Genomic DNA, 26,896 nt, shown 5'->3' with positions numbered 1-26,896 from the left:
CGCCACCTACATCCGCAACCACTGGCACATCGAAAACCGACTCCACTGGGTCCGCGACGTCACCTACACCGAAGACGCATCCCACGTCCGCACCGGCAACGCACCCCGCGTCATGGCCAGCCTCCGCAACCTCGCCATCAACACCCTGCGCCACCACGGATGGAACAACATCGCCCAAGGCCTACGCCACATGAGCCGCAACCCACACCGACCACTCACACTGCTCGGAATCCCCACCCACTAACAAAACGACTTTGCCGACCCCCTGCCGGGAGTGGTGGGGGCTGCGCGGGGGCCGATCGGCGCAGGCGCCGATGGTGCCGAGAATGTCTTGCGGAATGCCAATAACGACGAAAGTTTCGCGGTCATTGGCAATGCAGGTAGCGGTTTCCTGGATAATGCGGGTGTCGGCGCCAACGTCGACCTTCCCGCGTATGTGATCTACACATCCGGTTCGACCGGGCGCCCCAAGGGAGTCGTCGTCCCGCAGTCCGGGATCGTGAACCGGCTCCTCTGGATGCAGGACGAATACCGCCTCACCCCGGGCGAACGCGTCCTCCAGAAGACCCCCGCCAGTTTCGACGTCTCCGTCTGGGAGTTCTTCTGGCCGCTCATCACGGGCGCCACCCTCGTCCTCGCCCGCCCCGGCGGCCACCGCGACGCCGCCTACCTGGCCGACGTCATCGACCGGCACCGGGTCACCACTGTCCACTTCGTACCTTCCATGCTCCGCGCCTTCGTCGCCGAGCCCGCCGCACGACAGATCACCGCACTCCGCCGCGTGCTCTGCTCCGGTGAAGCCCTCCCGGCCGACCTGGCCGCCGAGTTCCGTTCCATCTCGTCCGCCGAGCTGCACAACCTCTACGGTCCCACCGAAGCGTCTGTCGACGTCACCGCGACCCAGGTCCACGACGAAGTCACCATCGGCCGTCCCGTCTGGAACACCCAGACCTACGTCCTCGACGCCTACCTCCGCCCCACCCCGCCCGGCATCCCCGGCGAGCTCTACCTGGCAGGCCCCCAGCTCGCCCACGGCTACCTCAACCGCCCAGCCATGACCGCCGAGCGTTTCGTGGCCAACCCGTTCGGCAACGGCCGCCTCTATCGCACCGGCGACCTCGCCCGCTGGACCCACGACGGTGCCCTCGACTACGTCGGCCGCGTCGACCACCAGGTCAAGCTGCGTGGCTTCCGGATCGAGCTGGGTGAGATCGAGGCCGCGATGTCCGCCCTCGACGGCGTCACCCACGCCGTCGCCGCGATCGTCGATGACCGGCTGGTCGGCTACCTCGTCGGCCACCACGACGATCTTCACGACAACCTCCGCGACGACCTCGCCGAGACCCTGCCCGAGCACATGGTCCCGGCCACCTTCGTCACCCTCGACCGCATCCCGCTCACCCCGAGCGGCAAGACCGACCGCAAGGCCCTCCCCGCTCCCGACTTCCATGCGCTCGTCGGCGACCGGGAAGCCGGGACGGAACTGGAACAGACCCTCGTCGACCTCACCGCCGCCGTGCTCGGCCTGCCGACCGTGGGCGTGGACGACGACTTCTTCGCGCTCGGCGGCGACAGCATCGTCTCCATCCAGCTCGTCGGCCGGGCCCGCGCGCACGGGATCCGCTTCTCGCCCCGGGACGTGTTCGAACGCCGGACCGTCACGGGACTCGCGCTGGTCGCCGAGACCGACCAGGCGACCACGGAGGCCGAGGGCGAGGGCATCGGCCCGACCCCGTTCACCCCGATCATGCGCGACCTGATCACCCGGGGCGGCCCGCTGGACAGCTTCTCCCAGGCCCGCCTCCTGCGCGCCCCCGCCGACCTGGACCTCGACCGCCTCACCCGGGCCGTCGACACCCTCCTCGCCACGCACCACGTCCTTCGTGCCCGCCTCACCGACGACGGGCTCGACATCCAGCCGACCGCCCACGCCTCGGTCGTCCGGGACGACGCAACGGAAGTGGAACTCGGCCGGTACGCGGCGGAACTGGACCCGCGCGCGGGACGGATGCTGCACGTCGTCTGGTTCGCGCGGCTGGACCGGATCCTGCTCGTCGCCCACCACCTCGTGGTCGACGGCGTCTCCTGGCGCGTGCTGGAACCCGACCTCGCCAAGGCCTACGCGGGTGGAACTCCCGATCCCGTCGGCACCTCGTTCCGCCGCTGGTCCCATTCCCTCGCCGAAGCCGACCGCGCGGCCGAACGGGACTACTGGACCGCGCTCGCCGACTGCGACCCCACGGCCCTTACCCGCAGGCCCCTCACCGGCCGGGACATCGTGGCCACGGGCAGGGAGTTGCGCCTGTCCCTCACTCCCGAGGAAACCGTCCCACTGTTGACGACCGTCCCGGACCTGTTCCATGCCACCGTCAACGACATTCTCCTCACCGGTTTCGCCTTGGCCCTCGCCACGCGCGGCAACCGGGCCCGAGTGGTCGACATCGAGGGACACGGCCGGGAGGAGTCGGCCGTCCCGGGAGCGGACCTGTCCCGCACGGTCGGCTGGTTCACCACCGTCTACCCGGTCCGCCTCGACGTCACCGGCATCGACATCGACGACGCCCTGCGCGGCGGCCCGGACGCGGGCGTGGCGGTGAAACGGGTCAAGGAACACCTGCGCGCGATCCCGGACAACGGCATCGGCCACGGCATCCTCGCCCCGGACCTGCCACGCCGCGAGATCCTGGTCAACTACCTGGGCCGGTTCGGCGGCGCCACCGAGACCGGCCCGTGGTCCGCCGCTCCCGAGGCGGCGGGCCTGGGCGGCCACGTCGACCCGGGTATGCCGATCTCGCACGCCATCCAGGTCAACGCCATCACCCTCGACGGCGCGCTGACCGCGACCTGGGCATGGGGCGGCGAGACGGCGGACGAGGCGGACGTGCGGGCGCTGGCCGAGGCGTGGTTCGCCGCGCTGCGCGGTCTGGCCCGGCACGCGGACGGCGGCGTCGGTGGGTACACGCCGTCGGATCTGACCTTCAGTGACCTGTCGCAGGACGAGTTGGACGAGTTCGAGTCGGAGTGGAACAAGTGAACGCGCGCAAGACCGGACTGGAAGACGTCCTGCCCCTCTCACCCCTTCAGCGGGGCCTGCTGTTCCACAGCGAGTACGACGACGTGGGGCCGGACGACCCGTACCTCGTGCAGTTCGTCCTCGACCTGGACGGCCCGCTCGACGCCGGACGGTTGCGACGGGCGGCCCAGGCGTTGCTCGACCGGCACGCGAACCTGCGTGCCTGCTTCCGTCGGCGCAAGAACGGCGAGGTCGTCGCACCGGTGCCGCGCCAGGTCGAACTGCCCTGGCATGAGCTGGATGCCGATGAGTCCACTTGGGACACTGCAATCGCGGCAGACCGCTCGGACAGGTTCGACCTGTCACAGGCGCCCTTGCTCCGAGTGCTGCTGGCCAGGCTCGGCCCGGAGCGGCACCGGCTGCTGATCACCTATCACCACATCCTGCTCGACGGCTGGTCCAACCCGCTGCTGGCCCGTGAACTGTTCCAGCTCTACACCGCCGACGGTGACGCCTCCGCGCTGCCTGTCGTCCGCCCCTACAGGGACTACCTGGGCTGGCTCCGCACCCGCGACACCGACGCCGCTCGTGCTGCCTGGGCCGAAGCATTGCTCGGAGTCGAAGAACCGACATTGCTCGCCCCCGGCGCCGACCCGTCCGGCTCCGCCGCGCAGCAGCCCATCCCGCTGCCGGACGGCCTCGCCGCGCGCCTGGCCGACCTGGCCCGCGCGCACGGCGTCACCGCGAACACCGTCGTGCAGACCGCCTGGGCGTTGCTCCTCGCCCGCACCCTGGGCCGCACCGATGTCACCTTCGGGGCGACGGTGTCCGGGCGCCCGCCGGAACTGACCGGCGTGGAGTCGATGATCGGGCTGTTCATCAACACCGTCCCCGTGCGGGTCCGACTCGACCCGGCGGAGACGGTCGCCGCCCTGCTGACCAGGGTGCAGGCCGAGCAGGCCAGGGTGATGGACCACCAGTACCTCGGTCTCGCCGACATCCAGCGCGCGGCGGGCATCGGCGAGCTGTTCGACACCCTGACCGTCTTCGAGAGCTACTTCGTCGACACCGAGGCCCTCGACCGCGCCGAGTCCGCCTCCGGCCTGCGGGTGCGCGCCGGACAGACCCGGGACGCCACGCACTACCCGGCCACGCTCGTGGCGACCGGACCGGATCTGGCGGTGAAGTACCGTCCGGGCCTGGTTGATCCGACCGCGTTGGCCGACCGTCTGGTGCGCATCCTCGGTGCAATGGTGGACAACCCGACGGTCGGTCGCATCGACGGCCTGTCCCGGGACGAGCGGGACAACCTGGTCCACACCTGGAACCAGACGGAACACCGGGACAACCCACCCGCCACCATTCCCGCGCGCTTCGCCGACCAGGTCGCCCGCACCCCGGACGCCCTCGCGCTCGTGGCAGGCGACACCCGCCTCACCTACGCGGAACTCGACGCGCGCGCCGCAGCCCTGGCCGGAGCGTTGATCGAACGCGGCGCGACGCCCGGCGGCATCGTCGCGATCGCCCTGCCCCGGAGCGCGGACCTGGTCATCGCCGTTCTCGCCCTGTTGCGCGCGGGTTCCGCCTATCTCCCGCTCGATCCCGACTACCCGCGCGCCCGCCTCGATCTCATGCTGGCCGATGCCGCACCCACGCTGCTGATCACCGATCGGGAGCTGAGTGAGCATGTCCCCCAGGTGCGGCCCACCGACACAGGCAACGGCATGGCCCCGGAGATCACCCCGGACCACCCGGCATACGTGATCTATACGTCCGGGTCCACTGGAACCCCCAAGGGCGTCCTGGTCCCGCACCGCAACGTCGACCGGCTGCTGACCGCGACCGACCACTGGTTCCGTTTCGGTTCCGACGACGTGTGGACGCTGTTCCACTCCTACGCGTTCGACTTCTCCGTCTGGGAGCTGTGGGGCGCCCTGCTGCGCGGCGGCACGCTCGTCGTGGTCGACCACGCGACCAGCCGCAGCCCGGAGGCGTTCCTCGACCTGCTGGTCCGCGAGCGCGTGACCGTCCTCAACCAGACCCCGTCCGCGTTCCACCAGCTCGACGCCGCCGACGAGGCCCGGGGCGGCGCCGACCTGGCACTCCGGTACGTGATCTTCGGCGGCGAGGCGCTGGAACCCCGCAAGCTCGCGGGCTGGTACACCCGGCACGCCGAGGACGCGCCTCGCCTGGTCAACATGTACGGGATCACCGAGACGACGGTCCACGTCACCTACCTGCCGCTGACCCGCGCGGCCGCCGCCGAGGGCACGCCCGACATCGGCGTTCCCATCCCGGACCTGCGCGCCTACGTGCTGGACACCGGTCTCGGCCTGGCCGCGCCGGGCGTCGTCGGCGAGCTTTACGTGGCGGGGGCCGGCCTGGCCGACGGGTACCTGCACCGGGCCGCGCTCACCTCGACCCGGTTCGTGGCCGACCCGTTCGGGCGCGGTCGCCTCTACCGGACCGGTGACCTCGCCCGGTGGCGCGCGGACGGCACCCTGGAGTACTTCGGGCGCGCCGACGGTCAGGTCAAGCTGCGCGGCTTCCGCATGGAACTCGGCGAGATCGAGGCAACGCTTGGCGCACATCCGTCCGTCGCGCACGCGGTCGCGCTGATTCGCACCGACGGAGCCACCCGATTGGTCGGCTATGTCGTCCCGGCCGCAGGCGCGACCGTCGACAGCGCCGCGTTGCGGGACTGGGCCGGACGGGATCTGCCCGAGCACATGGTCCCCGCCGCGATCGTGGTGCTGGACCGGATCCCGTTGACCGTCAACGGAAAGGTCGACCGGGCCGCCCTGCCCGCGCCGGACTTCGCCGTACTGGCCACGACCCGCGAACCCGAGACCGCAGCCGAACGCACCCTGGCGACGGTGTTCGCCGAGGTCCTGGGCGTGCCGTCGGTCGGTCTCGATGACGACTTCTTCACCCTGGGCGGCGACAGCATCGTCTCCATCCAGCTGGTCGGCCGCGCCCGCGCCGAAGGTCTCCGGTTCTCCCCGCGTGACGTCTTCGAGCGGCGCACGGTCGCCCGGATCGCCGAGGTCGCCGCCGAACCGGTCGCCCTCGCGCCGTCCCAGGGCTCCGGACCGGTGCCGTTGACCCCGATCATGCGCGAGCTTCTCGGCCGCGGCGGTCCGTTCAATCGGGTGTCGCAGGCCCGATTGCTCGTCGTCCCGACCGGATTGACCCGAGACCGACTGGTCGCGGCCGTCCAGTCCCTTGTGGACATCCATCACGTGCTACGGGCCCGCTTGGCCGGGGACGTGCTGGACGTGCGGCCGGTCGGCTCCGTCCGTGCCGACGCGCTGGTCCGCGTCGGCACCGACATCACCGCCGACGCCGACCGCGCCTATGCGGAACTCGACCCGACGGCGGGCGAGATGCTGCGGGTCGTCTTGTTCGCGCCCGACCGACTGCTGATCGTGGCGCACCACCTAATCGTGGACGGCGTGTCCTGGCGCGTGATCGTGCCGGACCTCGCCGCCGCCGTGTCCGGAACCCCGCTCACCCCGGTCGGAACATCCTTCCGGGACTGGGCGCTCGCATTGTCCGGTCAGGACCGCAGTGCCGAGCTGGACCACTGGCGCGCAACGCTGGCAGGAATCCCGCAACACAACATTCTTCCGGAACAGGGTGGTGTTCCGGAACGCGACGGTGTCCCGGAACGGGTTGTTGTTCCGTCCCGGGACACCGTCGCGACTGTCCGTACTGTCCGGGTCTCGGTCGAGGAGGAGACCACGACCCGCCTGCTGGGTGCCGTCCCGGCCGCCTACCACGCCGGTATCGACGACGTCCTGCTCACCGCGCTCGCCCTGGCGGTCGCGCGGGTTCGCGGAACGAACGCGCAGATCTTCGACCTGGAAGGACACGGCCGCGAAGAGGACGCCGTCCCGGGATCCGACCTCGCCCGCACGGTCGGCTGGTTCACCACGCTCTACCCGGTGCACCTCGACCTGGCAGGCATCGACATCGCCGAGGCCCTCGCGGGTGGCCCGGCGGCGGGGGAGGCGCTCAAGCGGGTCAAGGAGACATTGCGCGCGGTCCCGGGAGACGGGATCGGTTTCGGTTGGTTGCGGGACAGGTTGCCCGCAGGCACGCCCGAGATCCTGTTCAACTACCTGGGACGTTTCGGAACCTCCGGCACGACCGGCGAGCCCTGGTCGGGCGCCCCGGAGGCGGGCGCGCTGGCAGGCGACGCCGACGCAGACCTGCCGGTCGGGCACGCGCTCGACGTCAACGCGGTCACCGCCGACGGCGTGCTCTCGGCGACCTTCGCCTGGCCCGCCGCGTTGTTCACCGACACCGAGGTGCGCGACCTCGCCACCCACTGGGTCGCCGCCCTGCACGCCCTCGACCGGCACGTCGCCACCGGCGCGGGCGGCTTCACCCCGTCCGACTTCCCGCTGGCCGCGCTGGGTCAGTCCGATGTGGATTCCCTGGTCGAGGTGCACCCCCGGCTGGCGGATGTGTGGACACCGACCGCGTTGCAACAGGGCATCGCGTTCCTGTCCCGTTTCGACGACACCGGCACCGACGTCTACACCGTCCAGTTCGCCTGCGAGCTGAACGGCCCGGTCGACACCGCCCGGTTGCGGAACGCCGCCGCCGCGTTGCTGCGCCGCCACGACACGCTGCGCGTCACGCTCGACAGCCTGGCCTCCGGCGACCCGGTCCTGGTCGTCGCCGACGACGTTCCGCTGTCCTGGCTGGAAGTCGACGTCACCGAGGATGTCTGGGACCGGTTCGTCACCGAGGACCGGGAGTCCCGGTTCGACGTGACCGCCGCGCCACTGATCCGGTTCCTGGTCGGCAGGCTGGAGACGGAGCGGCACCGGCTGCTGATCACCTTCCACCACGTGCTGCTGGACGGCTGGTCGACCCCGCTGCTCGTCCGCGAACTCTTCGAGCTCTACACCGGCACTCCGTTGCCACCCGCCCGCCCCTACCGGGACTTCCTCGCCTGGCTGTCCACACGGGACAGCTCGGCCGAGGCGTGGTCGCAAGCGCTTGCGGGCGTAACCGGGCCGACCCTGGTCGCCCCGGCGGGCGCCTCCCGGGGCAGCACCCTGCCCACCCGCGTCGACATCACCCTCCCCGACGGGCTCGCTGCCGTCGCTCGCGAACGCGGCGTCACGCTGAACACCCTCGTGCAGACCGCGTGGGGCCTCGCGCTGGCCCGCGGCCTGGGCCGCGACGACGTCGTGTTCGGCGCCACCGTGTCCGGCAGGCCGCCCGAGGTCCCTGGCGTCGAGTCGATGATCGGCCTGTTCATCAACACCCTGCCCGTCCGCGTCCGGTTGGACCCCGCGGAACCGGTCGGCGACCTGCTGTCCCGGGTCCAGGCGGAACAGGCCGCCGTGCTCGACCACCAGCACCACGGCCTCGCCGACATCCAGCGCGCCCTCGGCGTCGGAGAGCTGTTCGACACCCTGACCGTCTTCGAGAGCTTCCCGATCGACACCGGTGCCCTCGACCGCGCCGAGACCGCCGCCGGGTTCCGGGTCGACGCGGTCACCGGCACCGACGCGACCAACTACCCGATCACCCTGACCGTCGGCAACGGCCTGGCCGCCTGGCTCGACATCCGCGCGGACCTCGTCCCGCTCGACCAGGCCCAGGTCTGGGCGGACCGTTTCGTTCGGGCCTTGTCCGCCTTCGCGGCACCGGACACCCGTGTGCGGGATCTCGACCTGATGTCCGGAACGGAACGGGACTTCCTGCGCGCGGCCGGGACAGGTCCCGTCATCGAGGTCGGTGCCGACACGGTGCTCGACGTCCTGGCCGCCCAGGATCCCTTGGCCCGTGCGGTCGTCGGCCCCGACGAGACGCTCACCTACGGCGAGCTGGCCGCGAAGTCCGACCGGATCGCGGGACTGCTGGTGTCCCGGAACGTCCGTCCCGGCGACGTGGTGGCCCTCGCCCTGCCCCCGTCCGCCGGTCTCATCGCCGCGATCGTCGGCGTGTGGAAGGCGGGCGCGGCGTACCTGGTCCTCGATCCCGACTATCCCGCGGACCGCCTGAGTTTCATGCTGTCCCAGGCCCGTCCCACCGTGACCCTGACCATCGAGGCGATCGGCCACCCCGACGCGGTGCGGCTGGACGACCTACCGGACCACCCCTTCGTGCCCGGTCCGGTCGGCGGCGCGGCGTATGTGATCTTCACGTCCGGCTCGACCGGCCGCCCCAAGGGCGTCGTCGTCGAACACTCCGGCCTGGTCAACCTCCTCGCCGCGCACCGCTCGTCGGTGATGCGCCCCGGCCCGGTCCTACACGCCGCGTCGTTCTCCTTCGACGCCTCGCTCGACCCGCTGCTGTGGCTCTTCGCGGGCCACGAGACCCACGTCATCGGCGCGGGCGACCCGTCGGCGCTCGTCGACTACGCGCGCACCCACCACATCGCCTACGTCGACGCGGCCCCGTCCCTGCTGACCCAGCTCCTCGACGACGGCCTCCTCGACACCGGCGTCACCGTGATCGGCACCGGCGGCGAGGCCGTCGGCAGGGCCCTGTGGCAACGCCTCGCCGCGGCCGACGTCGCGGCGTTCAACTTCTACGGCCCCACCGAGTCCACAGTGGATGCCCTGGTGGCCCCCGTGACCGGCGACGACGTCGTCATCGGTCGCCCGATCGCCAACTCGACCGTGCACGTCCTGGACACCGCGTTGACGCCGGTGCCCACCGGCGTGGTCGGCGAACTCCACGTCGGCGGCCCCGGCGTCGCCCGCGGCTACCTGCACGAGCCCGCCCTCACCGCCGCCCGTTTCATCGCGAACCCCTTCGGTCCCGGCCGCCTGTACCGGACGGGCGACCTGGTGCGGTGGAACACGGCCGGTTCCATGGAGTTCCTGGGCCGTTCCGACGACCAGGTGAAGGTCCGTGGGTTCCGGGTGGAACCCGGCGAGATCGAGGCCGTGTTGTCGGAGATCGCCCCCGCCGTGGTGGTCGTCCGCGACTCCCGCCTGATCGCCTACGTCGTGGGTTCCGACCCGGACACCATCCGGACCCACGCGGCGGCCATGCTGCCGGACCACATGGTCCCGGCCGCCGTGATCGTCCTGGACGAGTTCCCGACCCTGCCCAACGGCAAGATCGACCGCGCCGGACTCCCCGCCCCCGACTTCTCCACCCTGGTCTCAAACCGCGCCGCGACAACCCCCACTGAGCAGGTATTGCTACCTCTCTTCGCGGCCGTCCTGGGCCTCCCGACCGTCGGCGTCGACGATGACTTCTTCGCCCTCGGCGGCGACAGCATCGTCTCCATCCAACTGGTCAGCCGCGCCCGCACCGAGGGCCTGCGCTTCTCCCCGCGCGACGTCTTCGAACAACGCACCGTCGCCGCCCTGTCCCTGATCGCCCAGTCCGACAAGCCGACCGTGGAAGACGCGACCGCCGCCATCGGCGTCGTCCCCTTCACCCCGATCATGCGCGACCTGCTGGACAGCGGCGCCCCCATCAACCGCTACGCCCAAACCCAGGTCATCCCGGCTCCCGACGGCCTGACCGGCACCCGCCTCCTGGCGGCCATCCAAACCCTCCTCGACACCCATGACCTCCTCCGCGCCCACCTGACCCCCACCGGCCTGGAAGTCCCACCCCCCAACACGATCCGCGCCGAGTCGATCCTGGCCCCGACCTTCACCACCGTCGACGCACTCCTGGACACCCTCGACCCGTACACCGGCCCGATGCTCCGCATCGCCCACATCACACATCCCCCACAAGACGGAACTTCCGCCGCCGCTTCTCCCGCCGCCGCCCTGACCAGCACCCCCACTTATCCACAACCCCCGAATCCATCCACAGCCCCACTGACCCCCTCTTCCCCGACCCCTGGTACTGATAGACTGGCTCGGGAACGCCCCCCGGGGAGCGGCGGGGGATGGACTGAGGCAGGTTCGGCGGAATTCGAAGAGGATTCGGGTTCCGCGGGAGCGGTGCGTCCCGATGGCGCGGGGTATCTCGTCATCGTCGCCCACCACCTCGTCGTCGACGGGGTCTCCTGGCGGATCCTCGTTCCAGACCTCCTCGCCGCCTGCCAGGGGCACGACCTGGCCCCGGTCGGCACCTCGTTCCGTCGCTGGGCCCGAGGACTCGCCGAGGCCGCTCGCTCACCCGAGCGCCTCGCCGAGCTTCCGCACTGGACGGCCACCGTCGACCCCGATGAGCCGCCGCTCGGCGACCGCCCCCTCACTCCCGTCGACACGCTCGCGAGCCTCAAGCGCGTCACCACGACGGTCCCCGCCGACGTCGCCGAACCCCTTCTCGGTGACGTTCCCGACCTGTTCCACGCCGAGGTCGACGACATCCTCCTCACCGGCCTCGTCCTCGGCCTGGCCCGCTGGTCGAAGCGCTACCGGGGTGTCGACCGCACCTCGATCACCGTCGACCTGGAGTCGCACGGTCGCGACGAGGACGCCGTGCCCGGTGCCGACCTGCACCGGACCGTCGGTTGGTTCACCGGTATCCACCCCGTGCGCCTGGACATCGCGGGTATCGATCTCGGTGACGCGCTCGCCGGTGGGCCCGAGGCGGGCACGGCCGTGAAGCGGGTAAAGGAGCAGTTGCGGGCTGTTCCGGGAGAGGGCACCGGTTTCGGTCTGTTGCGGTACCTCAATCCCGATACCGCTCCCGCACTCGCCGGACGTCGGCAGGTGTTGTTCAACTACCTGGGACGGTTCGAGGGTGGCGTGACGATCGGTGGCGGCGCGGAGGCGGACATGCCTGTCGACCACGCGTTGCAGGTCGATGTCACCACGGTCGCCGGGCCCGGGTTCCGGATCGACTGGACTTTCCCGGACGCGCTGTTCACCGAACGGGACGTGCGCGACCTCGCGGTGTGCGTGGCGGGCGCGTTGCGCGCGGTCGCCGAACACGGCGCCGAGTCCGGTGCCGGTGGGCTGACCCCGTCCGACCTGCTCGTTCCCGGTCTCGCCCAGGCGCAGATCGACCGCTTCGAGGCGAAATGGAGGATCCCGTGAGCCGCGCGGGTCTACAGGACATCTGGCCGCTCTCGCCGCTGCAGGAGGGACTGCTGTTCCTCGCGGGCTACGACGAGTCCGAAGTGGACATCTATACCGTGCAGACGGTGCTGGACGTCGAGGGCGAGCTGGACACCGAGCTGATGCGCGAGTCGGCGACCGCGCTGCTGCGCAGGCACGCCAACCTGCGCGCGTGCTTCTCGACCGAGGACGCCGATCGGCCGGTGCAGCTCGTCCCGGCCCGGGTCGCGCTTCCGTGGACGGAGGTCGACCTGCGCGCCTCGGCCGATGCCGGGACGGAGTGGGACGCGATCGTGGAACGGGACCGTGCCACCCGGTTCGACCTCGCCACCCCGCCGCTGGTCCGGTTCCTGATCGGGCGCGTCGCCGACGACCGCTACCGGCTGCTGGTCACCAACCACCACATCCTCCTCGACGGCTGGTCCACGCCCCTCCTGCTCGGCGAGCTGTTCGAGATCTACGGCGCGCGCGGCGACACGTCCGGTCTGCGTCGTGTCCGGCCGTTCCGGGACTACCTGGTCTGGCTGTCCAAACAGGACCACGAGCTGGGGGAGCGGGTCTGGGCGGATGCGCTGTCCGGCGTGACCGAACCGACACTGGTCGGACCGCCCGGGGCGTCCAACTCCGGCTCGCTCACCGAACGTGTGCACGTCGCCATCACGGGTGATCTCTCCATGCGCCTCGCGGATCTGGCGCGTGAACTGCGCGTCACCGTGAACACGCTGTTGCAGACCGCCTGGGGACTCGTGCTCGCCCGCCATCTGGGCCGCGACGACGTGGTCTTCGGCGCGACGGTGTCCGGCCGTCCCGCCGACCTGCCGGGCGTCGAGTCGATGATCGGCCTGTTCATCAACACCACGCCGGTGCGGATCCGCCTCGACCCGCGCGACACCGTCGCGGACCTGCTGGTTCGCGTGCAGGGCGAGCAGGCCAGGGTGATGGACCACCAGTACGTCGGCCTGTCCCGCGTCCAGCGGCACACCGGCCTGGCCGAGCTGTTCGACACCATCGCCGTCTTCGAGAGCTACCCCGTCGACACCGAGGCCCTGGGCAAGGCCGAACGCGACGCGGGCCTGCGCGTGCTCGGCGCCCAGGGCACCGACGACACCAACTACCCGCTGACCCTCACCGCCGAGGCGGCCGACGGGCTCACCGTGTGGATCGACCACCGGCCGGACGTCATCGACACGGCGGCGACCACCCGGTTGGCGGACAGGCTGGTCCGCGCGTTGACGGCCTTCGTCGACACGCCCCAGGCACCCGTGCGGGTCCTGGACCTGATGTCCGATGTGGAGCGTGGAGCGGTGCTCGCAGCCACACGCGGCCCGATCGTGGACGTGGCCGAGCCGTCGGTACTGGACGTGTTCGCCGCGTCCGTCGCCGCCACGCCGAACGCGGTCGCCCTGGTGGACGAGACGTCCGCGTTGACCTTCGCCGAACTCGACCTCCGCTCGGACCGCCTCGCCGGTTGGCTGACCACGCAAGGCGTCACGCGCGAATCGCTTGTGGCGTCCCGACTTCCCCGCACGAATGACGCGATCGTCGCCATTCTCGCGATCTGGAAAGCGGGCGGCGTATATCTCCCCGTCGACCCGGCCTACCCCGCCGACCGAATCCGACTCATGCTGGACGACGCCCGACCGGTCGTGGTGCTGTCCTCGATCTCCGATGACATGTCCGCCCCGTTCACGCCGGTTCCCTTGGGCGACGCGGCGTACGTGATTTTCACGTCCGGATCCACTGGCCGCCCCAAGGGTGTCGTCGTGGAACATACCGGTCTGGTGAACCTGCTCGCCTCGCACCGTTCTTCGGTGATGCGCCCGGGATCGGTCCTGCACGCGGCATCATTCTCTTTCGACGCCTCGGTGGATCCTTTGCTGTGGCTGCTTTCCGGCCACCCCACCCACATCGCTCCCGCCGACCTCATGCGCGACTCGCACGCCTTCGTGGAATACGTGCGTGACAACGACATCGCCTATGTCGACGCGGCCCCGTCACTGCTCACCCAGCTCGTCGACGACGGCCTGCTCGACTCCGGCGTCACCGTGATCGGCACCGGTGGCGAGGCTGTCGGCGCCAACCTGTGGAAACGCTTGGCCGCCGCGAACGTGGAGGCGTTCAACTTCTACGGCCCCACCGAGTTCACAGTGGACGCCATCGTCGCACCGATCACCGGCGACGACGTGGTCATCGGCAGGCCGATCGCGAATTCCCTCGCCTACGTCCTGGATTCCGCGCTTTCCGTGGTTCCGACGGGTGTGGTGGGAGAGTTGTACGTAGGCGGTCCCGGTGTTGCGCGCGGATATCTCAACCGCCCGTCTCCGACCGCCGAACGATTCATCGCCAACCCGTTCGGCGCCGGTCGCCTATATCGCACGGGTGACCTGGTGCGGTGGAACGCGGCCGGTTCCATGGTGTTCCTGGGTCGTTCCGATGACCAGGTGAAGGTTCGTGGGTTCCGGGTGGAACTCGGCGAGATCGAGGCCGTGTTGTCGGAGATCGCCCCCGCCGTGGTGATCGTCCGCGACTCCAGATTGATCGCCTACGTCACGGGTTCGGACTCCGACACCGTTCGCGCCCACGCGGCATCGTTGTTGCCGGAGCACATGGTCCCGGCCGCCGTGGTCGTCCTGGACGTGTTCCCGACCCTGCCCAACGGCAAGATCGACCGCGCCGCGCTCCCCGCCCCGGACTTCACGACGTCATCCGGTCGTGCTCCCCGAACCCCCATCGAGACCCTGCTCCGCGACCTCGTGGCCCAGGTCCTGGCGCTGTCGACCGTCGGCGTCGACGATGACTTCTTCGCCCTCGGCGGTGACAGCATCGTCTCGATCCAACTGGTCAGCCGCGCCCGCGCCGCAGGCCTCCACCTGTCCCCGCGCGACGTCTTCGAACAACGCACCGTCGCCGCCCTGGCCGCGATCGCCGTCCCCGAAACCGCCCCGGCCGTGGCGGACACGGGCACCGGCCTCGTCCCGTTCACCCCGATCATGCGCGACCTGCTGGACAGCGGCGCCCCCATCAGCCGCTACACCCAGATCCAGGTCCTCACGACTCCCCCCGACCTCACCGAGGCCATCCTCCGCGCGGCCGTCCAGAAACTCCTGGACCACCACGACATCCTCCGCGCCCACCTCACCCCCGACGGTCTGGACGTCGCCACCGCCCTGTCCGCTTCGGACGTCCTCACCACCGTCCCCACCCTCGACATCGACGCCACCCTGGACGCCCTCACCCCGACCACCGGCCCCCTGATCCGCCTCCTCTGGCGTCCCCCACACGAGGGAATCTCGGCTCTCGCTTCCGCCACCGACGCCCTGACCGGCACCCCCACTCATCCACAACCCCCGATTTCATCCACAGCCCCCTTGACCCCCTCTTCCCAGACCCCCAGTGCCGATAGAATGGCTCGGGGACGCCCCCCAGGGAGCGGCGGGGGATGGGCAGACGCGGGTTCGGCGATTTCGCTTGGGGCGGAAGCGTTTGGTGCCTCGGAGACCCGAACGGATTCGGGGCGGCTCGCGATCGTCGTGCACCATCTGGCCATCGACGGTGTCTCCTGGCGTGTCCTCCTTCCCGACCTCATCGCCGCCTGCCAGGGGCACGACCTGGCCCCGGTCGGCACCTCGTTCCGCCGCTGGGCCCAGGGCCTGGTCACCGCCGCCACCGACACCACCGAGCTGGACCACTGGCTCAACGTGCTCGAAGCCCCCGACCCCACCCTCGGCATCCGCGACCTCGACCCCGGCACCGACACCCTCGCCACCGCCAACACCCACCGAGGCGAACTCCCGCACGCCGAAGCACTCCTCACCACCACCCCCGCCAGGTTCCACGCCGAGATCGACGACGTGCTTCTCGCAGGCTTGGCCGTGGCCGTCGCCCGGTGGAAGGATCGCACCGAACTGCTCATCGACCGTGAGGGTCACGGCCGCGACGAAACCGTCGTCCCCGGCGCCGACCTGCACCGCACCATCGGGTGGTTCACCAGCCTCTACCCGGTCCGTCTCACCGGCATCGACCCACGGAACCCGGGCGTGACCCTCAAGCGCGTCAAGGAAACTCTTCGCGCCACCCCGGGCACCGGCGTCGGTTTCGGTCTCCTACGCCACCTCAACCCCGACACCGCCCCCCGCCTCACCCGACGCCCGCAGATCCTGGTCAACTACCTCGGTCGCTTCAGCGAGGCCGAAGCAGGCCCCTGGGCACCGGCCGAGGCGGGCATCAGCGGCGGCGCCGACCCCGCGATGCCGCTCGACCACGCCCTGCAGATCGACATCACCGCCGTCGGCGGCACCCTTGTCCTCGACTGGACCTGGCCCGACGGCGTCTTCACCCACGACGAGATCCGCGCCGCCGAACAACACTGGTTCGCCGCACTCACCGAGCTCACCATCGCCACCGGCGGCCGCACCCCCTCCGACTTCCCCCTGGTCACCCTCGACCAGCCCGAGGTCGACGCCCTCACCCCGGACATCGCCGACGTCTGGCCGCTCTCGCCGCTCCAGGAGGGTCTCCTCTTCCTGTCCAATCTGGACACCGCAGACGAGGACGTCTACACCGTCCAGACCGTCCTGCGTCTCGACGGCGACATCGACCCCGCCCGCCTCCGCGCGGCCGCCGACGCGCTCCTCGAACGGCATCCCGCGCTGCGGGTCTGTTTTCATGAGCGCCCGTCCGGCAGCCCCGCGCAGTACGTCGTCGACAAGGTCCGCGCGCCCTGGCAGGAAAACGCGGACCTGGACACCTTCCTCGCCCGCGACCGCGGCACGAGGTTCGACCCGACAGCCGCGCCCCTCATCCGGTTCGCCCTCGTCGACCGTCACCTGGTGATCACCAACCACCACCTGCTGCTCGACGGCTGGTCCACCCCGCTGCTCGGCCAGGAACTCTTCCAGCTCTACGCGGGCACCGACCTGCCCCGACCCCGCCCGTACTCCAGCTACCTCGCCTGGCTGTCCACACAGGACACGGAAGTCGCCCGCAAGGCTTGGGCGACCGCTCTGCACGGTTTCGAGGAGCCGACGCTCGTGGCCGAGCCGGGCACCAGGACGACCGCCGTGCGGCCCGAGCAGGTGGACGTCGACCTCACCCGCGCCCTGTCGGCCCGGCTCGGTGACACCGCGCGGGACTGGGCGTCACCGTCAACACCGTGGTCCAGTTCGCCTGGGGCCTCACCCTCGCCCGCCACCTCGGTCGCGAGGACGTCGTCTTCGGCGCCACCGTCTCCGGCCGCCCGGCCGACCTGCCCGGTGTCGAGTCGATGATCGGCCTGTTCATCAACACGCTGCCGGTCCGCGTGCGCCTCGACCCGGCTGAGACCCTGGCCGCCGCGCTACGGCGGCTCCAGACCGAGCAGTCCGCGCTGCTGGACCACCAGCACGTCGGCCTCGCCGACATCCAGCGCGCGACCGGCCTGTCAGACCTGTTCGACACGTTGACGGTCTTCGAGAGCTACCCTGTCGACACCGCCGCGCTCGGCGCCGCCGAGACCGCCTCCGGCCTGCGCGTCACCGGCGTGTCCGGTACCGATGCCACCGACTACCCGCTGACCCTCACCGCCGAACAGGGCGATCGGCTCGAACTGTCGCTGGAGTTCCGCCCCGACGTCCTCGACCGCCGCACCGTCGCCACCCTCGCCGACAGCCTCGTGCACGTCCTCGACACCCTCGCCGACGCCCCGACGACCCCCGTCCGCGCTGTCGACCTGGCCGACGACGTCGACCCGAACGGTCCCGCCCTCGCGATCGCCGAGTCGTCGATCGTCGAGGTCTTCACCCGCCAGGCCGCCGCCACCCCGACCGCGACCGCCGTCGTCGGCCCGGACGCCACGCTCACGTTCGCCGACCTCGACACCCACTCGGCCGCCCTCGCCGCCCTCCTGCGCGACCACGGCGTCCGCCCCGGCGACATCGTCGGCATCGCCCTCCCGGCCGCCGCCGCCGTCGTGACCGCCATCCTCGCCACCTGGCGGGCGGGCACCGCCTACCTGGTCCTCGACCCCACGCACCCCGCCGACCGCCTGGCCCACACCCTCGCCGACGCCGACCCCACGCTCGTCCTCACCACCCCCGACCACGCCCACCTCTTCGCCCCCACCCCACAAATCCTCACCCGGCTCAGCGACACGAGTTATCCACAGGCAAGATCCACAACCCCCGATCCGCACCCCACCCCCGGTAGAATGGCTCCGGGGACGCCCCCCTGGGACTGGGCGGGGGATGGGGAAAGGAAGGAGTCGGCACACGGCGCGGCGCGCGTCACCGGATCGAGTGGCGTCCACGGCCGGGACCTGCTCGTCGAGCCGGAGGCGATGCCGGGGAGCCTGGCCGACGCGGCCGACCCGGTGGACCTGATCGTGGACGAGCGGGTCGATGAGGCCATGGCGTCCGACGATCTCCACGACCGAGCGGTGCCCTCGGCCGAGGCGGTGGATGCCCGCACGCTCGGGGCCGCCTATGTCCTGTACACCTCCGGTTCCACCGGACGCCCCAAGGGCGTGGTCGTCGAGCACGCCGGCGTCCTGAACCTGTTCGCCGCGCACCGCGCCCAGCACATGTCCACGCGCCGGAGCCGCGTGCTCAACGCCGCCTCGTTCTCCTTCGACGCCTCCGTGGACGGTCTGCTCTGGCTGTGCGCCGGGCACGAGCTGCACATCGCCACCCCGGACCTCACCACCGACCCGCGTGCCCTCGTCGACCACGTCCGCGCGCACCGCATCGACCACCTCGACGCCGCCCCCGCGCTGCTGACCAGGCTGGTCGAGGAAGGCCTGCTGGACACCGGCGTCGCCGTCATCGGCACCGGCGGCGAGGCCGTCGGCACCGCACTGTGGACGCGCCTGGCCGCCGCCCGCCAGACCGCGTACAACTTCTACGGTCCCACAGAGTCCACGGTGGACGCGGTGGTCGCGCGGATCGAGGGCACGGAGCCGGTCATCGGCGCCCCGATTGCCAACACCACCGCGCACGTGCTCAACCGCACGCTCGGCCCGGTCCCCGTCGGCACGCCCGGCGAGCTTTACCTGGCCGGTCCCGGCCTCGCCCGCGGCTACCTCGGCCAACCTGCCCGCACCGCGGAACGGTTCGTCGCCGACCCGTTCGGCGCGGGCCGCCTCTACCGGACCGGCGATCTCGTGCGCCGGACCCCGGGCGGCGCCCTGGAGTTCCTCGGGCGCGGCGACGACCAGATCAAGGTCCGCGGCTTCCGCGTCGAACCCGGCGAGATCGAGGCCGCGCTCACCGCCGATCCCGCGATCGCCCAGGCGACCGTGATCGCCCGCGCCGAACGCCTGCTCGCCTACGTCATCCCGGCCGCGGGCCACGACCCCGACCCGCGGGAGATCCGCGCCCGGCTGCGGCTGCCCGAGCACCTCGTGCCCGCCGCCGTCGTCGTGCTCGCCGAGTTCCCGACCCGGACCAGCGGCAAGATCGACCGCGCGGCACTGCCCGAACCGGACTTCGCGGCGGGCCGTGGCCGGGCCAGCACCCCGGCCGAGGAGATCGTCGCCGCGCTGTTCGCCGAGGTCCTGGACCTGCCCGAGGTCGGCCCGGACGACGACTTCTTCGGCATCGGCGGCCACTCGCTGCTCGCCACCCGCCTCGCCTCCCGCGTGCGCGCCACGCTGGGCGTCGAGCTGGCGATCCGGGACGTGTTCGCCGCGCGCACGGTCACGGCCATCGCCGCCCGGCTCACCGCGGGCGCGACCCGTCCCGCGTTGCTCCCGGCGGAACGACCGGAACGGCTGCCGTTGTCGTTCGCGCAACAGCGGTTGTGGTTCCTGTTCCGGATGGAAGGCCCGAGCGCCACCAACAACATCCCGTTCGTCGCCCGTCTCACCGGCGCCGTCGATGTCCCGGCCCTGCAACTGGCGTTGAACGACGTCGTCGCCCGGCACGAGAGTCTGCGCACGGTCTTCCCGGACCACGACGGTGTCCCGTTCCAGCACGTCCACCCCGACGCGGAAGTCCCACTGGTGGAGGCGACGACCAACCGGGTCGGGTCGGATGTCGAGGCGGCCACCGAGTACGCCTTCGACCTCGCCACGGAGATCCCGGTCCGTTCCTGGCTGTTCCACTCCGGTCCCGACGAGTCGGTGATCGTCCTGTTGGTCCACCACATCGCCGCCGACGAATGGTCCACCGCCCCGCTCCTCGGCGACCTCGCCACCGCCTATGCCGCCCGACGCGCGGGAACGAGCCCCGGCTGGAACCCGCTTCCCGTCCACTACGGCGACTACACGCTCTGGCAGCGTGACCTTCTCGGCTCCGAGAACGACCCGGACAGCGTCATCTCCCGGCAGGTCGCGTTCTGGCGGGACACCCTCGCCGATGCCCCCGAGGAGATCACCCTCCCGCTCGACCGCCCCCGCCCCGCCGCGGCCTCCTACCGGGGCGGCGACGTCCGGTTCCAGGTGGACCCGACGGTCGTGGCCGCCCTGCGTGATCTCGCCCGGGACACCGGCGTGACCATGTTCATGCTCGTCCAGGCCGCCGTCGCAGCGTTGTTGTCCCGGCTGGGCGCGGGTACCGACATCCCCCTGGGCACCCCGGTCGCGGGCCGCACCGACGAGGCCCTGGACCGGCTGGTCGGCTTCTTCGTCAACACCCTCGTGCTGCGCACGGACCTCTCCGGCGACCCGTCCTTCACCGACCTGCTGCGCCGCGTGCGCGAGGCGGACCTGGCCGCGTACGCGCACCAGGACGTGCCGTTCGAGCGGCTGGTGGAGATCCTCAACCCGGCCCGGTCCCTGTCCCGGCACCCGCTGTTCCACGTCATGGTCACGCACACGCCCGCGGACACCGACGACCTCGGCCTGCCCGGCACCGAGACCGCCGCCCAGGACGTCGCGGCGACCACGGCCAAGTTCGACCTGTCGTTCGGGTTCGCCGACACCCCGGCGGGCATGGTCGGCTCGATCGAGTACGCCACCGACCTGTTCGACCGCTCGACCGTCCGCGACCTCGCCGACCGGCTCGTCCGCCTGCTCACGACCGTGGCGGCCACGCCCGAGCAGCCGGTCCGCCGGATCGACCTGCTCGACGACGCCGAACGGGACCGCGTGCTGCGCGAGTGGAACGACACGGACGAACCGATCGCCACCCACACGCTGCCCGGCCTGCTGGCGGAGTCGTTCGCGGCCCACCCGGACGAGATCGCGCTGGTCGCGGGGGAGACCCGGCTGACCTACCGCGAACTCGACGCCCGGGTCGGCCAACTCGCGTACGCACTCCGCGAACGCGGGGTGCGCGCGGAACGCGTGGTCGCCATCGGCCTGCCGCGCGGCGCCGAGATGGTCATCGCGTTGCTGGCGATCCTGCGCGCGGGCGGCGCGTTCGTCCCGCTCGATCCCACCTGGCCGCTCGCCCGCCGGGGCACGGTCCTGCGGGACTCCGGCGCGATCCTGACCGTCACCGGTCCCGGCGGCGTCCCGGAATCGGACGCGACCGTGGCGATCGACCTCGACCGGTGGACCCGCACCCGGTCGGTGCCGCTCAGCCCGGCCGAGGGCGCGCAGCTCGCCTACGTCATGTTCACGTCCGGGTCCACCGGCACCCCGAAGGGCGCGATGATCCGCCACGAGGCCATCGCGGCCCGGCTGGTGTGGCAGCGCGGCCTGCTCGGCTTCGGCCGGGGCGACGCGTCGCTGTTCAAGGCGCCGCTGTCGTTCGACATCTCGGTCAACGAGATCCTGCTGCCGCTGGTCACCGGCGGTCGGGTGGTGATCGCGGAACCGGGCGGCGAACGCGACCCGCGCTACCTGCTCGACCTCATCGACCGTGAGCACGTCACCTTCGTCTACCTGCCCTCGTCCATGCTCGACGCCCTGCTGGAACTGGCCCACGGCACGGAGTCCCTGCGCGGCCTGCGGCACGTGTGGTGCGGCGGCGAGGTGCTCACGCCGGAGCTGTTCGACCGGTTCCGGGACACGCTCGACACCACGATGTACCACGGGTACGGGCCCGCCGAGACCACCATCGGCGTGTCCCACATCGTCTACCGGGACAGGGCGGAACGGATCGCGACGTCCATCGGCCGTCCCAACCCCAACACGCGGCTCTACGTGCTCGACGACGCCCTCAACCCGGTCCCGCCGGGCGTGGCGGGCGAGCTGTACGTGGCCGGTCACCTGCTCGGCCGCGGTTACGTGAACCGGCCGGATCTGACGGCCGCGCGGTTCGTCGCGAACCCGTTCGGGAACGGCAGGCTCTATCGCACGGGTGACCTCGTGCGCTGGGCAGGCGACGGCACGCTGGACTTCGTCGGCCGCGCCGACAACCAGGTCAAGATCCGTGGCATGCGGCTGGAGCTGGAGGAGGTCGAGGCCGCGCTGCTGGCCCACCCGGGCGTGCGGGCCGCGGTCGTCACCGTCCGGCACACCCCGGCGGGCAGCGCCTACCTCGCCGCCCATGTAGTCGGCGCCGCCATGTCGGACCTGGAGTCCTGGTCCCGGAACACGCTGCCGGACTACATGGTCCCGTCCGCGTTTGTGGAACTCGACGCGCTGCCGATCACCCCGAACGGGAAGGTGGACCGGAAGGCGCTGCCGGAACCCGTGCTGGAGTCGGGGGAGCGGCGGGCGCCGCGGAACCCGCGCGAGGAGCTGGTCGCGGGCATCATCGCGGACCTGCTCGGCCTGGACTCCGTCGGCCCGGACAACGACTTCTTCGCGCTGGGCGGCCATTCGCTGCTGGCCACCAAGCTGGTCAGCCGCGTCCGCACGATCCTGGGCGTCGAGCCGACGATCCGGGACGTGTTCGAGGCACCCACCGCGGCCGGGATCGCGGCGCGCCTGACGGGTGACCGTGTCCCGCGTCCCGCGCTCGTCCCGGTGCAACGGCCGGAACGGCTGCCGTTGTCGTTCGCGCAACAGCGGTTGTGGTTCCTGTTCCGGATGGAAGGCCCGAGCGCCACCTACAACATCCCGTTGACCACCAGGGTTTCCGGACCTGTCGACGCCACCGCGCTCCGGCTCGCGCTGAACGACGTCGTGGCCCGGCACGAGAGCCTGCGCACGGTCTTCCCGGACCACGACGGCGTCCCGTTCCAGCGGGTCCTGAGCGCTGCGGACGTCCCGTTCACGGTCGTGGACGAGGCCGACGACGAGATGGTCCACGCGGCCGAGAACCACGCCTTCGACCTGTCGACCGAGATCCCGGTCCGTGCCTGGTTGTTCCGGAACCCGGCCGGGGAATCGGTGATCGTGCTGCTGGTGCACCACATCGCCGCGGACGAGTGGTCGACCGCCCCACTCCTGGGTGACCTCGGTCGTGCCTACACCGCCCGGCGGGACGGCGTGCGCCCGGACTGGGCGCCGTTGCCGGTGCAGTACGCGGACTATACGTTGTGGCAACGGGAAACCCTCGGTGTCGAGGAGGACCCGGACAGCCCCACCGCGCGCCAGGTCGCCTACTGGCGTTCGCAACTGGCCGGGATGCCCGAGGAACTGCCCCTTCCCGCCGACCGGCCTCGCCCGCCCGTCGCGACCTACCGGGGCGGCGAAGTCCGCTTCGACCTGGACGGCGACACGTTGCGCGCCCTGCGCACGATCGCGCGATCCGCCGGTGCCACGCTGTTCATGACCGCGCAGGCCGCCGTGGCCGCGTTGCTGTCCCGGCTCGGCGCGGGCACCGACATCCCGCTCGGCTCGCCGATCGCGGGCCGCACCGACGAGGCGTTGGACGACCTCGTCGGCTTCTTCCTCAACACCCTCGTCCTGCGCACGGATGTTTCCGGGAATCCCACTTTCGCCGACCTGGTGCGCCGCGTCCGGGACACGGACCTCGCCGCCTACGCGCACCAGGACATGCCGTTCGAACGTCTCGTGGAGATCCTCAACCCGGCCCGCTCGACCGGCCGCCACCCCCTGTTCCAGACCATGGTCGTCTTCCACGACGCCGACGACCGCGACCTCGGCCTGCCCGGCCTCGACGCGATCGGCCAGGCCGAGCCCGAGACCACGACCGCCCGCTTCGACCTGACCTTCACCTTCACCGAGCTCGCCGACGGCGTCACCGGCACGATCGAGTACGCCGACGACCTCTTCGACCGCGCCACGGCCCGGGGCCTCGCCACCCGCCTCGTCCGCCTCGTGCGGTCCGTGGCGGCGGCCCCGGACGCCCGCATCTCGACCGTCGATCTGCTGTCCCCCGAGGAACGTCGAACCCTGCTCGACTTCCCGAGCGCGTCCCGGATGTCCCGCACCGTCCCGGAACTGATCGCCGACCAGGCCCTCCGCACCCCGGACGCGATCGCGGTCGAGACCGCCGAGACCGCGCTCACCTATCGCGAGCTGCTCGACCGGGCGACGACCCTGTCGGCCGTGATCACCCGGCACGGCGCGGGCCCGGAACACCTCGTCGCGCTGGCCCTGCCCAGGTCGACGGACATGATCGTGGCCCTTCTGGCGACGCTCCGGTCCGGCGCCGCATACCTGCCGCTGGACCCGGCATACCCCGAGGACCGATTGGCGTACATGCTCGCCGACGCCGAGCCGACCCTCCTGATCACCACCACCGCCCTGCGGCCCGCCCTGCCCCGGACCACTCCCACGATCCTGCTCGACGAGCCACGACCGGCACCGGTGGCATCCCCGTCGGCGGCCGATCCGGACGCGCCCGCCTATGTGATCTACACCTCCGGTTCCACCGGCCGCCCCAAGGGCGCCGTCGTCCCGCACGCGGCGGTGGCCAACTTCGCCGAGGCGATGTCCGGGCTCGTCGGATTCGGCCCCGGGGACCGGCTGCTCGCAGTCACCACCCTGTCCTTCGACATCGCCGTCCTGGAACTGCTGGTCCCGCTGACCAGGGGCGTCACCGTGCGCGTCGCCAGTCGGGCGGAGGTGCTCGATCCGCGGCTGCTCGCGGGCCTGCTCACCGACTACGTCCAGGCCACCCCGTCACTCTGGCAGGCCGTGCTCGACACCGGCGCGTCCCTGTCCGACACCACGGTCCTGGTCGGCGGCGAAGCCCTCCCACCCGCGTTGGCGGCCGCCCTGGCGGCGAGGGCGCGGCGCGTCGTGAACCTCTACGGTCCCACCGAGACCACGGTGTGGTCGACCGCCGCCGAGATCACCGACCACACCGTGGTGATCGGCCGCCCGATCCGTGCCACCCAGGCCTATGTCCTCGACGCCGATCTCGGCCTGGTGCCGCCCGGCGTCGTCGGCGAGCTCCACCTCGCGGGCGAGGGCGTCGTCCGCGGCTACCACCACCGCCCCGGCCTGACCGCGACCCGCTTCGTCGCCAACCCGTTCGGCCCGGGGCGTCTGTACCGCACCGGCGACCTCGTCCGCCGCACGCCGTCCGGCGACCTGGCCTACCTCGGACGTGCCGACGATCAGGTCAAGGTCCGCGGCTTCCGCATCGAACTCGGCGAGGTCGAGGCCGTACTGTCCGATGTGGAGGGTGTCGGCCGCGCGGTCGTGGTCGCCCGAGCGGCCCGCCTGGTCGGCTACGTCGTCCCCGCCCCCGGCCATGTCATCGACCGGGCGGCACTGCGCGCGTCCGCGTCGTCCCGCCTGCCCGACTACATGGTGCCCGCCACGTTCGTGGTGCTGGACGCGCTTCCGTTGACCGACAACGGAAAGGTCGACCGGCGCGCGCTGCCCGCCCCGGATGCCACCGCGCCGGGCGTCGGCCGTCCACCGCGCACCGACCCGGAACGGGAACTGTGCGCGGTGTTCGCCGAGGTCCTGGACATCTCGACCGTCGGCGTCGATGACGACTTCTTCGCCCTGGGCGGACATTCACTGCTCCTGGTCCGCCTTGCCGCCGCGATCGAGTCCGGCCACGGCGTCGCGCTCCCGATCACGGCGCTGTTCTCGGCCCCCACCCCGGCGGGTGTCGCCGGACTGCTGTCCGGCGCGGCCGCGGACACCGTGCTGGACCCGGTCATCCGACTACGCCCCGGCACGGGCACCCCGGTCTTCTTCATCCACCCGGCCAGTGGCCTGGCCTGGCAGTTCGCCCCGCTCAAGGCGCATCTCCCGACCGAGGTGCCGCTCTATGCCCTGCAATCCCCCCTGCTCACCGAACCCGACGCCCACTTCGCCACGCTGTCCGACCTGGCGGGTCGCTACGTCGACGAGATCGTCCGGATCCACCCGGGTCCCTACCGCCTCGTCGGCTGGTCCTTCGGCGGCAACGTCGCCCACCTGATGGCCACCGAGCTGCGCGCCCGCGGTCACGAGGTCGCCCTGGTCGCCCTGCTGGACTCCCGCCGGTTCGACGCCGACCTCGACGAGGTCCCGGCAGACCACGAGGAAGCGCTCGCGGGCCTGCTCGCTGACCTCGACCACCCGCTGCCCGCGAACCTGACCACGCGCACCGCCGTCGAGACCATTCGCGCCCGCGGCGACATCATGGCGGAGTTCCCGGAGGCGACCATAGCCGCCGTCGTCGAGAGCTACCTCACCAGCCAACGCCTGCTGTCCACGGCGGAGCACCCGGCCTACCCGGGCGATGTCCTGGTGGTCGACGCGACCGTTCCCGAACCCGGCCAGGAGGCCACCCACCGACCCGCCTCCGACGACTGGCGCGGTCTCGTCTCCGGTGCCGTGACAGCGGTCGAGATCGAATGCAGGCACGCCCGGATCCTGTCCCCCGGCGTGCTGCCGACGCTGGGGTCGTTGCTGACCGAGTACCTGTGACCGCGGGTCGCGCCGCTCCGCGTCGGCGACCGGCATCGCGTGGCGGACCGGGCGGCTCAGCGGTTGGACGGCGGGAACCGGCCGTCCCCGCTGCCGAGCGCGACCATTCGGTGTACTGGTCCTGCCACGACCGTTCGGTGGCCGACAGATCGGCGAGCCGTTGCGTCCACGTGGCGTCGAACGGGGATGAGGCCGCCGCCAGGTGGCGCTCGGTCTCGCCGCGGGAGC

The 26,896-nt window shown here is 71.5% G+C and carries 3 protein-coding genes and 2 pseudogenes; all 5 read left to right on the top strand.

The window, feature by feature from the left end:
- A pseudogene (locus tag C503_RS47340) lies at window positions 1-244 on the top strand (ISAs1 family transposase); the annotation flags it as partial.
- Between the two features lie 168 nt (window positions 245-412).
- A pseudogene (locus tag C503_RS0119045) lies at window positions 413-3,034 on the top strand (amino acid adenylation domain-containing protein); the annotation flags it as partial.
- Window positions 3,031-11,997, top strand: coding sequence for a non-ribosomal peptide synthetase (locus tag C503_RS39970; RefSeq protein WP_051114871.1), 8,967 nt, complete (start codon window positions 3,031-3,033; stop codon window positions 11,995-11,997). The pseudogene C503_RS0119045 and the gene C503_RS39970, both read left to right, overlap by 4 nt.
- A complete protein-coding gene (locus C503_RS48560; protein ID WP_033400775.1) occupies window positions 11,994-17,285 on the top strand; it encodes a condensation domain-containing protein in 5,292 nt (1,763 codons plus the stop codon). The genes C503_RS39970 and C503_RS48560 overlap by 4 nt, the downstream gene beginning before the upstream one ends.
- Window positions 17,171-26,668 (top strand): non-ribosomal peptide synthetase, encoded by a 9,498-nt coding sequence (locus C503_RS48555; protein WP_018683817.1) that lies wholly within the window; start codon window positions 17,171-17,173, stop codon window positions 26,666-26,668. The genes C503_RS48560 and C503_RS48555 overlap by 115 nt, the downstream gene beginning before the upstream one ends.
- The last annotated feature ends 228 nt before the right edge of the window (window positions 26,669-26,896 follow it).

The sequence above is a fragment of the Actinokineospora enzanensis DSM 44649 genome, assembly GCF_000374445.1.
GTDB classification, from domain to species: Bacteria; Actinomycetota; Actinomycetes; order Mycobacteriales; family Pseudonocardiaceae; genus Actinokineospora; species Actinokineospora enzanensis.
Note: the sequence above shows the minus strand (reverse complement) of the source record. Positions and strands in the feature narration are given on the sequence as shown.